Origin of the sequence: Polaromonas sp. JS666, from assembly GCF_900103405.1 — a bacterium.
Taxonomy (GTDB): Bacteria; Pseudomonadota; Gammaproteobacteria; order Burkholderiales; family Burkholderiaceae_C; genus Polaromonas.
Genome location: NZ_FNHX01000004.1, coordinates 163,928 through 176,529, shown reverse-complemented (window position 1 = coordinate 176,529; position 12,602 = coordinate 163,928). Strand labels below are relative to the sequence as shown.

Annotated in this window: 10 protein-coding genes and 1 pseudogene; all 11 read right to left on the bottom strand. The window is 70.8% G+C overall.

Annotated features, from left to right (window positions below; all coding sequences use genetic code 11):
- Positions 1 to 5: 5 nt before the first annotated feature.
- The 11 genes and pseudogenes from BLQ85_RS11765 to BLQ85_RS11710 all read right to left on the bottom strand — a co-directional run bounded on the left by BLQ85_RS11765 (position 6) and on the right by BLQ85_RS11710 (position 12,586).
- Positions 6 to 827 carry a beta-ketoacyl synthase chain length factor gene (locus tag BLQ85_RS11765; protein WP_074577169.1) on the bottom strand — a complete coding sequence of 274 codons (822 nt, stop codon included), beginning with the start codon at positions 825 to 827 and terminating at the stop codon, positions 6 to 8.
- 8 nt (positions 828 to 835) lie between these two features.
- Entirely contained in the window at positions 836 to 2,029 is a 1,194-nt protein-coding gene (locus tag BLQ85_RS11760) for a beta-ketoacyl-[acyl-carrier-protein] synthase family protein (protein WP_074577746.1), read from the bottom strand.
- An 81-nt stretch (positions 2,030 to 2,110) separates the two neighbouring features.
- Positions 2,111 to 2,782, bottom strand: coding sequence for a phosphatase PAP2 family protein (locus BLQ85_RS11755; RefSeq protein ID WP_074577168.1), 672 nt, complete (start codon positions 2,780 to 2,782; stop codon positions 2,111 to 2,113).
- Positions 2,779 to 3,588: a polysaccharide deacetylase family protein gene (locus tag BLQ85_RS11750; RefSeq protein ID WP_074577166.1), complete on the bottom strand. Its 810-nt coding sequence runs from the start codon at positions 3,586 to 3,588 to the stop codon at positions 2,779 to 2,781. Before BLQ85_RS11750 ends, BLQ85_RS11755 begins: the two co-directional genes overlap by 4 nt.
- Positions 3,581 to 5,899 carry an MMPL family transporter gene (locus BLQ85_RS11745; RefSeq protein ID WP_074577747.1) on the bottom strand — a complete coding sequence of 773 codons (2,319 nt, stop codon included), beginning with the start codon at positions 5,897 to 5,899 and terminating at the stop codon, positions 3,581 to 3,583. The genes BLQ85_RS11750 and BLQ85_RS11745 overlap by 8 nt, the downstream gene beginning before the upstream one ends.
- 23 nt (positions 5,900 to 5,922) lie before the next feature.
- Positions 5,923 to 6,543: a LolA-related protein gene (locus tag BLQ85_RS11740; RefSeq protein WP_074577164.1), complete on the bottom strand. Its 621-nt coding sequence runs from the start codon at positions 6,541 to 6,543 to the stop codon at positions 5,923 to 5,925.
- 7 nt (positions 6,544 to 6,550) lie between these two features.
- Complete coding sequence (locus tag BLQ85_RS11735) at positions 6,551 to 7,519, bottom strand: LpxL/LpxP family acyltransferase (protein ID WP_074577162.1); 969 nt, start codon at positions 7,517 to 7,519, stop codon at positions 6,551 to 6,553.
- A pseudogene (locus tag BLQ85_RS11725) lies at positions 7,516 to 9,197 on the bottom strand (AMP-binding protein). Before BLQ85_RS11725 ends, BLQ85_RS11735 begins: the two are co-directional and overlap by 4 nt.
- Positions 9,194 to 9,862 (bottom strand): COG4648 family protein, encoded by a 669-nt coding sequence (locus BLQ85_RS11720; protein WP_074577156.1) that lies wholly within the window; start codon positions 9,860 to 9,862, stop codon positions 9,194 to 9,196. The pseudogene BLQ85_RS11725 and the gene BLQ85_RS11720 overlap by 4 nt, the downstream one beginning before the upstream one ends.
- On the bottom strand, positions 9,859 to 10,155 hold the full coding sequence (locus BLQ85_RS11715) for a phosphopantetheine-binding protein (protein ID WP_074577154.1): 297 nt from the start codon (positions 10,153 to 10,155) through the stop codon (positions 9,859 to 9,861). The genes BLQ85_RS11720 and BLQ85_RS11715 overlap by 4 nt, the downstream gene beginning before the upstream one ends.
- A gap of 130 nt (positions 10,156 to 10,285) precedes the next feature.
- The gene (locus BLQ85_RS11710) at positions 10,286 to 12,586 is read right to left on the bottom strand and encodes an FUSC family protein (RefSeq protein ID WP_371327278.1); all 2,301 of its coding nucleotides are present in this window, start codon (positions 12,584 to 12,586) and stop codon (positions 10,286 to 10,288) included.
- Positions 12,587 to 12,602: the final 16 nt, after the last annotated feature.

The window sequence follows — 12,602 nt, the reverse complement described above, 5'->3', positions numbered from 1 at the left end:
AAAGCTCAGGGCGCGACCTGCAGGGCCAGCTGCGAGCCCTCCAGGTAGTCGAGCACGATGCGGCCCGACTGCCGGCCCGCGACGCCGCGCAGCAGGGGCAGGCAGCGCGCCGCCGGAATGTCCCGGCGCAGCTTCTCGAGCGCGGGGTCGTCCAGCCGGTCGGCGGGCAGGCGGCTCAGGTAGCCGGCCTCCAGCGTCCATTGCGCCAGGCTGCGTTCGCTGCGGCCGGGCGCCAGCACCAGGGCCACGCCGAAGCTGTCGGGAATGGCGCGCGCGCTGTATAGCGGCTCCGGGTAGTCGGTGTCATAGGCGACAAGCAGCACCGGCACTTGTTCCACCGCCACCTGGGTCATGGCCTCGAGCAGGCCGGCGGCAAAACTGGCATCGCGCGCGCACAGCACCGACGAGGTCGCCATGGCGCCGCTGGAGATGCTCCAGTAGCCGGCCGCGGCGTTGTGCACCGAGTTGTGAAAGCGCGTGGGGGAGATCAGCCTGTCGCTGGAGGCCAGCGTGCTGCAAATCTCATGGCAGTTGACGGCGTCGCCGCTGGAGGACGAAAACACCGAGGCCAGCGTGGCCGCCCGCAGGCCTGAAGCCGCCACGGCTTCCTCGCCGACCGCCAGCGACACTTTGACCACCGCGCCGGCGCGGCGGCGCTCGGCCTGCGGCAAGGCCATGGGCGGCGGCAGCACGCAGCGCGCGGACTGGTAGGGCGCGGCGCCCAGCAGGCATTCTCGTCCCTGCGCCCAGTTCGCCAGGCCCGGGCCCAGCAGGCCTATGCCTTGCACAAACACGGTGAGAGCCGGAGGAGAGGGTGTCTGCGTCATGTTGGGTTTCAGCCGGCGCGGCCCAGCAGCAGGCTGCAGTTGGTGCCGCCGAAGCCGAAGGAATTGCTGAGCACGTGGCGCGGCGCCGCTTGCTGGTTGTCCACCAGGTAGTGGACCGGCAGCGCCGGGTCGGGTGTGCGGGTGTTGAGGCCGCCGGGCAGCAGGCCGTGCTGCAGCGCCAGCGCGCAAACCACGGCCTCCAGGCCGCCGGCGGCGCCCAGGGTGTGGCCGGTCGCGCCTTTGGTGGAGCTGCAGGGAACGCCCGCGCTGAACAGCGCCGCCACCGCCTTGGCTTCGGCGGCATCGTTGCTGGGTGTCGCGGTGCCGTGCAGGTTGATGTAGTCGATGTCGGCCGCGCCCAGGCCGGCCGCGGCCAGGGCCTGCTCCATGGCCAGGCGCGCGCCCAGGCCCTCGGGGTGGGGCGAAGACATGTGGTGCGCGTCGCTGGATTCGCCCACGCCCAGCAGCAGCACGTCGCCGGGCCGGGGCCGCGCCGGCGCGCGTTCGAGCAGCGCAAAGGCGGCGGCCTCGCCGATGGAGATGCCGTCGCGCCCGGCGTCGAAGGGGCGGCAGGCCTGCCCGGAAATCAGGCCCAGCGAATTGAAGCCGTACAAGGTGGTCAGGCACAGCGAGTCCACACCGCCCACCACCGCCGCGTCGATCAGGCCGGCGCGCATCATTCTTTGCGCCGAGGCAAAGACCTTGGCACTGGACGAACAGGCCGACGAGACCACGACGGCCGGGCCGGCCAGGCCCAGGTACTGGCGCGTGAAGTCGGCCACCGAGAAGGTGTTGTGGGTGGTGTTGTAGTGGAAGTCCGCGGGCAGCGCACCGCTGTGCGGATCGCGCCGGCGGTAGGCGAGTTCGGTTTGCAGGATGCCCGACGTGCTGGTGCCGATAAAGACGCCCACGCGCTGCGCGCCGTGGCGCTCGGCAGCGGCCGCGGCGGCGGCTTCAAAGCCGTCCTGCCGCAGCCCCAGCAGGGCAAGCCGGTTGTTGCGGCAGTCAAAAGCGGCCCAGGGCGCGGGAAGCACTACCTCGTCCACGCCTTGCACCTCGCCGACAAAGGTGGGCAGGTCGACCGTGTCGAAGCGGCAGGGCGCCAGCCCGCCGCGCTGTGCGCGCAGCGCGTCCAGGGTCTGCGCCAGGCCGCGGCCCATGCTGCTGGTCGCGGTGAAATGGGAAAGCCAAAGGGGGGACAGGGGAGAGGGCCTCTCTGAAGAAAAAGACACTTTAGCAAACCGCCAACAGGGTCGGCCGCATGCCGCGCCGCGGGCCGGCGCTCATGCGCGCCCCCCGCGTTGCCGGTGCAGGCGCAGGGACAGCCAGGCCGCAAGCCCGCCCAGCGCCATGCCGGCGGCGACGTCCACCGCGACGTGCTGGCGCGTGGCCAGTGTCGAGTAGGCGATGCCGGCGCACCACAGGGCGTTCAGCCACAGCAGCCAGGACGGCGCGGAAAAGCCGCGCAGCAGCCGGTGCAGCCACAGGCCCGAAAAGACGGCCGTCGCGACATGCAGCGAAGGGCAGGCGTTGCCCGCCGCGTCGATGTTTTTCAGGAATTGCATGTCGGGGTATTTCAGCCAGTCGACATCGGCCGGCGGGGCGGCCGTGGGCCAGACAAAAAACACCGCCAGGCCGAAGAGGCAGGTCAGCGCGATCGCCAGGCCGTAGTGCAGCAGTTCGCGCCTGTCGCTGAAGAACAGCGGCGGCAGCGACACATAGACCCACAGCGACAGGTAGACCGGCAGGGCCAGCGGCGCAAAGCCGATGAGATGGTCGGCCCAGATGCGCGGCATCACGGTGAGGGGAAAGGCCGGGTACTTGAGCAGGTAGAAATAGGCGCCGAAAAACAGGGCGATGAACAGCATCGTCCCCAGGCCCTTGAGGAGGAAGTGCCGCGAAATGGTTTCGGCCATGCGGGACCACGCGCTGGGGCGGGCTTGCGGCGGCTTCATGCGAGGGCCTGGCGTAGGGTCACGGTGTGCAGCCCGGCCGCGCTGATCGATTCGAGCAGGGGCGGCAGTACCTCGAGCACGACAGGAACGCCTTGCGGCGTGCGCGCCGCGTTGCCGTCATGCAGCAGCACGATGGCGCCGGGACGCAGCCCGGCCTGAAGCCGGCGCAGCACGCGCGCGGCGTCGCCGGTGCGTGTGTCGAAACCGCGCACCGTCCAGCTGGCGAGCTTCAGGCCCAGCCGGGCCAGCACCGGGTCGAGGAAGGGGTTGCGCAGGCCGGCCGGCGCGCGAAAAAACAGCGGGCGCTGGCCGCTGGCGCGGGCCAGCGTGTCCTGCGCGGCCTGCAGCTCGCGCAGCATGCTGCGCGGGCCGGTCACGGAGAAATGGTGGCGGTGGTGCTGGCTGTGGTTTTCGACGGCATGGCCGCGCCGCACCATCTCGCGGCACAGCTCGGGATGGCGCGCGGCTTTTTCGCCGACGCAAAAAAACGTGGCGCGGGCCGCGTAGCGGTCCAGCAGGTCCAGCACCAGGGGGGTCACGGCGGGGTCGGGCCCGTCGTCTATGGTCAGCGCGATTTCGCGCCGTGCCTCGGCCGCGGCGGGCAGGCGCGTCCAGTTCGGGCCCAGCCAATGGCTGCGCGGCCAGAGGCCCGCAAAGGCGATCAGCCCGTGGTTGAGCACCACGGCCGCGAGGGCCCAGGGCCAGAGGCCCATCTTCACAATGACGGCCGCCAGCGCCAGCAGGTGCACGCCGGCGCTGGCGCGCAGCAGGGCGCCGGGTTTCCACGCTGTGCCGGGTTCAGGCATGGGCCCTCCGCGCAAAAATCGCCGCATACAGCAGCGCCAGGATGACGCCGGGCGCGACCGTGGCGCCCATGGCCTGCAGGATGGAGACCTTGGAAAACGCCAGCAGACCAAAGCCCGCCACCGTGGTCAGGTTGGCCAGCAGCATGGAGGCCAGGGTGCGCGGCGCGATCGGCGTGGCCGGGTCGGGCCGGTCGAAGAACAGCGCGTAGTTGGAGCCGACGGCCACCACCAGCAACAGGCCGACCAGGTGCAGGATGATCAATTGCTGGCCCAGCAGCGCCAGGCCGGCCGTGACCGTGACGACCGCGGCGGCCAGCGGCGCCAGGATGCGCAGCACGCGGGCCGGCGAACGGAACACCGCCAGTAGCAACACCACGATGATGGCCAGCCCGCCCAGCGACAGCATGATGGCCTCGTGCAGGTAGCCCGCGTACAGGCGGTCCGATTCGGTTTTCAGGTCGACAAACAGCACGCCGGGCAGGGCGGCGGCCGCGAGGGCGGCGCGGATGTCGGCGGCCTGGATGTTTCCGCCCTTGGGCGCGGTCAGCGGCAGCAGGGCGTTCCAGCGCCCGGCCTTGCCGAGCAGCAGGGCGTCCAGGCCCATGGCCATGGAGGTTTTTTCAAGGTCGGCCGGCTGCAACGGGGGGCGGCCGCGGGCCGCGGCGACGTCGGCCAGAAAAGGCGCGAAGATTTCCGCGCGCACCGGCAGGCCCTGCACCGCTCGGGCCAGCCGCGGCTGCAGCTGTTCGGGCGGCGGCAGGCTGGCCTGGCGGGCGCTTTGCGCGGCCAGGCTGGGAAGGTAGCGGCTGGGGCTGTCGAAGCCGGCGATCTGGCCGCGCTCGACCTGCGCCTGGAGCACGCCGGACACCCGCTCGGCGCTTTGCAGCACCGCTTCCTGGCTGCCGGCGGAGACCACCACCACATAACGCACATCCGGCGCGCCCATGTCGGCGCGCAGGCTTTCGTCGAGCGCCACATCGGCTTGTGACACCGGGCTCAGCGAGGAGATCTTGTCGTTGAACAGGCTGGCATGGTGGCCGGCCAGGACGGCGCAGGCGGCCAGCAGCAGGGCCGCGGCCGGCCAGCGCAGGGCGGGCGCGCGGCCGGCCAGCGCCTGCAGCACGTGCCCGATGGCCGAGACGTCATGGATGCGAAAGCCTGCGGGCAGCAGGTGCGGCAGCACATAGCGGGTGACCGCGGCGGCCGTGACCAGGCCGGCGATCGAATACAGGCCCAGTTGCGCCAGACCCGGAAAGCCGGACAGCAGCAGCGAGGCAAAGCCGGCGACGGAGGTCAGCACGCCCAGCCGCACCGTGGGCCAGAAACGCCTGACCCAATGCTGCGGGTCCGCGCCGCTGTCTTCGGACTGCACGAACAGGTAGATGGAATAGTCCACCGCCTCGCCGATCAGGGCCGTGCCGAAACCCAGCGTGATGCCGTGCACTGAACCAAAGCCCAGGCTCACCGCGGCAATGCCCGCCAGCGCGCCGGTGATGACGGGCAGGAAACCCAGGACCAGCGCGCTGGCGGAGCGGTAGACCAGCAGCAGCAGGCCCGCGATCAGCGCCACGCTGATCATGGAAAGCAGGCTGACCTGGCTCTGGATAGCTTCACGCGAGGTGACGGAGAACACGCCGGGGCCGGTCATGACCAGCGAGGCGCCGCTCTGGCCGGCGGCCGCGTCGAAGGCCTTGCGGACCGCGGCCATGGCCTGCTGCTGGGCGTCGGTGTCGGAGCCCGCCGCGCGGGTTTGCAGCAGCATCAGCGCGCGCCGGCCGTCGCGCGAGGCCCAGGCGCCGTCGAGCTGCCTCGGCTGGCTGCCGGCATTGAACTGCCCCAGCAGTTGCAGCATTTCACCGGTCGGGTCGCGCGGCAGCAGGGCCTTGGCCATCAGGCCCGCGGGCGAGGCGAGCAGGTCTATGCTCTCGCCCAGGGCCGCGTGCAGGCCGGCTTCGCTGAAGCGCTCGGGTGTGACGGCGGGACTCAGCACATAACGGTTGGCCAGCAGGAAGTCGCGGTCGCGCGCGGTGTTGACGGGCTCGCCGTTGGAGACGCTGGCAAAGGCGGGATCGGCGCGCAGCTGCTGCGCGAGCTGGCGCGACAGCCGGGCCCGGGTTGGGGCGTCGGCGCCCTCTATGCCCACCAGCACCAGGCGCGAGGCCAGGCCCTCGGTGATCTGGTCCTTGAGCAACTGCTGCTCGGGTGTGGGCGTGCGCGGCAAAAAGGCCGACAGGTCGGTGGTGAAATGAGTGCGGCTGATGACCAGCGCGCAGCCGGCCAGGAACACCAGCCACAGCGCGATGGCGGCCATGCGGCCGCGCGTCGCGGCTGCCGTCACGGGGCCGCCTGTTCGATGGCCATGCTGGAGCTGTCGCCGTCGGCCTGGGCGATGTCTATGCCGCGCACCTGGTTGCGCACGCCGCTGATGCGGATGCGCTGGATCACCGCCAGCATCTTGGGGTCCAGCGGCTGCAATTGCAGCGTCCAGCGTTCGGCGCTGCCTTCCAGGCTGAGCCGGTAGCTGCGCTCGAGCGCGCCGCGGTCGCCAGCCAGCGTGCCACGTATGCTGTCGATGAAGGCGGCCAGCTCGGGGTAGGCCTGCAGCTGCAGCTGGTATTTCTGCCGGCCGCGTTCTATCACCAGTTCGCCGCCGTTGACGACCATGGATTCGGGCTTGGGCTTGAGCGTGCGTTTTTCGAGCCGGTCGGGCGCGGTATAGAGCAGCTCCCCGGACGACTCCACCGGTTTGTCGAGCAGCGCGATGTGCTTTTTCTCGATGAAGGTGGCGCGGCCCGACTTGGTTTGCGCCAGGGTGTCCATCAACTGCTGCAGGTCCCAGGCGGCCAGGGCGCCGGGGCTCCACACGGCCAGGGCCAGGCCCGCCAGGACGGCCGCCAGCCGCGCTGTCCGGAGGAAGGCTGCGGCTGTTGCGGTGTACGGAAGAAGGTGGGTCATGCGCTGCTCAAGGCTGTTGTCCGGGACGGCCGGCCTGCGGCGGCGCGGCGTGCCAGAAATCGAAAAAATTGAACCAGTTGTAGGGTGCGCTGCGGCAATGCCGCGCCAGCAGTGCAGCATAGCGCGTCACGGCCTCGTGCACCGCCTGCGTGCGGCCGCGCGGCGGCAGCGCGGAGAAGTCCGCGAGCGCCTCGAAGTGGACGTCGTAGCGGTTGCCGCCGCGGTACAGCCCCGCCATGAAAAGCACCGGGCGCTTGAGCACGGCGGCCATGCGAAAAGGCCCCAGCGGCAATTCGGCCGGGGCACCCAGGAAGTCGACCGGATAGGTATCGCCGGTGCCCAGCGTGCGGTCGCCCAGCATGCCGACGACGGCGCCCTGGTCCAGCAGCGCGTGCACGCGGATCATGGAATCGATGTGCCCCAGCGCGATCACATCCATCTGCGCCTGGGGATTGATGGCGCCCATCGCGGCGTTGATCTTGCGTGCGTTCTCCTCATACATCGCCATGGCGACGCGCAGCCCGGGTTGGCGGCGCCCGACGGCGCGCAGCACTTCAAAACTCCCCAGGTGGGCGCCTATGAGGAAGACACCTTTGCCGCCGGCCACCGCCTCGTCGATCAGCGCCTGGTTGTGCACCCGGATGTCGAACAGGTCGAAGCGGTCGTTGAGCAGGAAGACCCGGTCGTGGACGGCCGAGGCGAAACTCAGGAAATGCCGGAACAGGTGGTGCCAGCCGACGGCGGCGGGCGAGGGCATCCCGAACACGCGGTGCAGGTAGTTGCGCGACATGCGGCGCGCCGTGGGCGCGAAAGCCAGGAAGTAGGCCGCGATGCCGTACAGGACGGCGCGGCTGGCGCCGCGGCCCAGGCCCAGGGAGATCAGCGTCATCACGCGCAGCATGAAGACGCTGCTGCGCTCAGGCTGCCGCCGCCATTCGGCGCTCGATGCCTGGGTGTCCGGCTGCGGTGCGTTCATGGCGGGGGCAGCGGCACCAGGGTGCCGGTGGCGACTTTTCGCTCGCCGCTGCGGATCTCGAAATGCGTGCCGCCGCTGGCGCCGGCCGTGCAGGTCATCGTGAGGGTTTCGCCGGGCCCCACGGGGCTGAGGAATTTCGCTGCGCTGATGCGGCAGGCCTGCGCGGCGAGGCTGGAGGCCTCAAGGGCCTGCGCCTGCTGCAGCGCATGCACGGCGGCGTCAAGCAGCAGCACCCCCGGCATGATGGGCCGGCCGGGGAAATGGCCGGCAAAGGCCGGGTGGTCGGCCGGTACCGAAAAAATCGTTTCGCCGTTCATGGGCGGGCCTTTTTTTGCAGGTGCTCGCGCGCCAGGGCCAGCAGGGCCTCGCGCGGCAGTTTCCCGGTGCTGTTGCGCGGCAAGGCCTCCAGCAGCACCAACGGCCTGGGAATGAAGATGGCGTCTATGCGCTCCCTCAGCGCCGCCAGCAGGGCGGGCGCCGCCAGGCCGGGCGCCACCACAAACGCCATCAGCCGCACCACGCTGTCGCCGTCCTGCTCGTCCGGCATGAAGAAGGCGCCGTCGAGCACGCCCGGTATGGCGGCCAGCTGGTGGTTCAGGTAACCCAGCGAGCTTCGTTTGCCGGCGATGTTGACCAGGTCGGCGGTCCGCCCGTGCAGCAGGAAGCGGCCTTCGGGCAAGACCTCGAGCTCATCGGCCAGGGGCGTGGCCTGCTCGACATGGCCGCCCGCCGCCCAGGTTTGGCCCTGGCTGGTGCTGAGCGCTACGTCCGGGAGCAGCGTCCAGGCCTGGCCCTGGCTCAGGCGCCGGGTGGCGATCTGCCCGGTTTCGGTCGATCCGTAGATTTCAAGCAGCGGGGCCTGCAGCCGGGTTTCGGCGGCCAGCGCCAGCTGCGGCGGCAGGGCGGCGGTGGCGGACAGCAGCAGGTCTATGGGCGGGATGTCCAGGCCCGAAGCAAGCAAGGCCTTCAGGTGCACCGGCGTGGTCACCAGCATGCGCGGTCGCGCCGCCTCGGCCAGCGCGGCGCAGATGTCGGCCGGGTAAAACGGATGCCCCGCGCCCAGCACGCCGCCGCCCAGCAGGGGCAGCAGCACGGTGGATTCGAAGCCGTACATGTGCTGGGGCGGCACGGTGGCCACGATGCTGTGCGGCGGCCCGCCGTGCAGGCCGAGGCGGCCGGCTTCGGCCCGGGCGCCGCGCACCAGGCTGCCCCAGCTTTTGCGGTGCGCCACCGGCACACCGGTGGAGCCGGAGGTGAACATGATGGCTGCGACACGCGAGGCGGGAATCTGCGGGACCTCCCATGCACCGCCCTGGGCCTGGGCGTGCGGCGAGGCGCCCGTCATCGCGTCGGCCCAGGCCAGTTGCGGCAGCGCCAGCGACTGGGCCTGGTCCGCCAGGCAGAACACGTCGGGCGCAAAGGCCTGGATCTGCCTGACCATTTCCGGCGTCAACGTGGGCGGCAGCAGGCTGAGCTTGTCGGCCAGCAGCGCGGCCGCCATGCCGACGGCAAAACGGTAACGGTCCGTGCAGGCGTTCAGCACATGCCGGCCCGCCGGCAAGGCCGCGGCCAGCCGCCTGGCATCGGCCAGGAATTGCCCGGCGCTGACGGGCTGGCCGTGGCGCAGCGCCAGCAGGTCCTGCTCGCGAGTATGGGCCAGCAGCGGCAGGCTGCTCATGGCCGGGGCGCGCGGCGCTGTGATGCCTGCCGGTAGGCCTGGATCGCCTCCAGCGGGCCGGCGCGCTCCTCTGGGGGCAGGACGTAGCAACGTGCGGCGTATTCCGCGGCAAACATCAGCCCCAGCAGCGGAATGCCCAGCAGGTAGGCGAAGGTGGACCAGACCGCCATGGGCGCGAGCCAGAACAGCAGCACGGACATCCCCGCGATGCCGGCGAAATACAGGGTCCAGGCCCAGGTGGCGGAGCGGGTGTAGGCGCTGGTCGCCGGTGTGAGCTCGCCGTGCACGATGCGGGCGAACTGCGAAATCATGGGGGTTTGGCCCGGCGCCAGCGTGCGGCCGAAGGTGGCGCACAGCAGCGTGTAGGTGCCTGCGTGCTCCAGAAAAAACACCCAGCCGTAGTGGGAGAGCAGCCAGTCCCTGGCGGCGTAGAAACCAAGGCAGGCCAGCGCGCACAGGGCCAGCATGGCCGGCCGCCGCGGTGAGCGCCAGGCCAGGAGCAGGGCCAGCGCCAGCAGGGGCAGCACGGCGACCGATGCCTGCAGCAGGCCCGGCGCGGCCGATGTGGCGGCCAGGTGGGAGACCAGGGCGTAGCCTACGCCCAGGGCCAGCGCGCCGCCCCAGCGCCAGGCCTGGCCAAACCGCGCCGCCCCGCTGTCGTTCACTGGGTTCGCCAGGCGGCAATATGGTCGCCCAGGCTGCGCAGCGAGTGGAAGATGGCGTGGTTGTCTTCGTGGTCGGCCCTGAGCTGAAGGCCGTAGTGCTTGGAAACCACCAGCGCGATCTCCAGGATGTCGATGGAATCCAGCCCCAGGCCGTCGCCATACAGGGGCTCGTCGGGCTGGATCTCATCGGCGCTGACTTCCAGGTTCAAGGCGCTCACCACCAGTTCCGCGACTTCGCGCAGCAGGGCTGCGTCGGCCGACGCGACAGAGGCTTTGACAATGGATTCAGGCATGGTGCTCGCTAGGGTACGGGGAAGGGTTCGGAGGACAGGGGCGCCGCGCACGCTGCGCCCTGCTTGAACCAGAAATTTTAGCCGAGGCGACAGGGGCGAAACCCTCTTCGCGGCTTGTCGCGGCCTTTGCCTACAACACCTGGCGCTGGATGGGCGCCTGCGCCGCGGCCGCGGGGCCCGAGCCCCAGGCCAGCACGCGCGCCTGGGTCAGGCGCAGTTCCCGCGCCATGGCGCAAGCCAGGTCCAGCCGGCGCAGCAGCCAGGGCGTGAGGTCCAGGATCATCAGCGGATCGGGCCGGGGCTGGAAGGGCTGGCCGGCGACGGCCGGGCCGGCTTCGGGCGCGGCGGCCCCGGCACCCGAGAGTTCGGCCTCTATGCAGCCGGCGGCCCGCGCCAGCGCGGGCCTGACCACCGCGAGGTTGAGCTGGGCGCGGTGCAGCAGCAGCAACGATTTGACGGCCGTGAGCTGGGCCAGCAGCTGGTAGCTGCGCGCCTGCAGGGCTTCGAGCGGCTCCAGCGCCGGGCGCACCTTGTGGGGCTCGGCCAGGCTGCGCTGGGCGGCCAGGGTGAGGTCGGACAGGCTGTTGTAGGCCTCGCGCCGCGCCAGCCGCCAGGGCAGGTCGGACGCCCGCGCCTCGTCGAGCAGCGCGAGCGCCAGCTGCGCGTGCCTGGCCTGGGCGCTGGTGCTGCGCAGCACCAATGCCGGCAGCTGTTTGCGCTCCCAGGCCGGCAGCACGTAGCTGAACAGCCAGGCGATCAGCGCGCCCAGCAGAGTGTCGGCCAGGCGCTCGGCCATGGCAAAACCGGGTTCCACGCCGGACAGCAACAGGTGCGCCTGCAGCAGGCCGGCCACGGTGGCCGCGATGGAGGTGAAAAGGTAGCGCCGCAGCGCGAAGGCATGGGCCAGGCCCATGCTCAGCGCGATCACACCGAAGATGGTGCGGGCACCCGGGTGCGGCGCCAGCACGGCCATGACCAGCGCGCAGCCCAGCAGCGTGCCGGCCACGCGCGCATTGCGGCGCTGCACGGTTTGCGCCAGGTTGCCGCGCATCACCACCACGATGGTCAGCAGGATCCAGTATTCATGCGCCACCCAGGGCAGGCGCAGCGCCACCGCATAGCCGGCCGCCACGGCCAGCGTGCAGCGCAGGGCGTAGCGCAGGATGGGGGCGCTCCAGCTCAGCTGGCCCAGCAAGGGCTTCCAGGACCAGTGCACGGTGCTGACAAAGAGCTGCCACTGGGTGCGCACGGCCGACAGCCCGGGCGGGATGTCGCCGCGCGCCAGCGCCGCCATCTTCACGGCCTCGTCGTTGATGTGGCCTATGCGGTCGGCCATGTTGTGCAGCAGCGCCAGCGGGTCGGTGGTGTCGACCAGCAGCGGGTCGGGTGCCAGCGGGTCGGCGCGTTTGGTGCGCGGCGGCAGCGCGCCGGCGAGCTCGGGCCGCAGGTCGGCGATGGTGGCGACCGCCGCGCCGCGCCGGCCCAGCAGCAAGTCCATGCCCAGGGTTTCGAGCCGCGCGGCGGTGCTGTCCAGCGCCAGCTGCAGGGCGGGCAGCACGGCCACGGTGGCGCTGTGCTCCAGCAAAAAATCCAGGTCCAGGTCGCAGGCGAGCTGGTGGTCGCGCGCCTCCAGCAGGCTCAGCAGCATGGCCGCCAGGCGCTGGCGTTCGGGTGTGGTGGGCGACTCCAGCACCAGGTCGCGCGTGTTTTGCAGGTGGTCGGCCAGCGCGGCCTGCTGCTGCAGCATGCGCGCCAGCAGCGCGTTGTGGTCGGGCCGCGGGCCGAAGCGCTGGGACTGGGTGCGCAAGATCTGCGCGAAGCTGTGCAGGCATTCGGCCAGCAGCTGCGCGCGAAAGCGCCGGTTCAGCAAATGGGTGGTGAACACGGCCCACAGCAGGTAAAGCCCGGCGCCGGCGGCAAACCAGGCGCCGTGCAGCGCGATCTGCTGCAGCGAGGCGACCGGCGGCGCGGCCATGGAAAACAGCGTGGAAAACAGCAGCGAAAAACAGATGGGCCCGCCGCGCTTGCCCCAGGCCATCATCATCACGGCCAGGAAAGTGGCGGCCGCAACAACGATGCCCAGCAGCAACTCGTCGTGGCGCACCAGCTGCACCAGCGTGAAGAGCGGCGCGCCCAGCAGCGGCGCAGGCAGCATCTGCATGATCTTGCGCCGGCGCGGCGCCGGCACGTCGGGCAGGCTGGTGATCATCACGCCGACGGCGGCGGTGGAGGCGGCGGCCAGCCCGGCGGCCTCGAAGATGGCCAGCATGATGAGCACCAGACCCAGCGACACCGTCAGGCCGTTGGTGACGTACTGGCTCAGCAGCACGTGCAGGCTTTTGTGCAGCCAGCCCCGCACCCGGCGCTGCAGGCGGGTCGCCAGCGCGGCTGGGGAGGTAAGGTCGGGCCGGTTCATGGTGTACCAGAGCACACTTTAACGAAACGCA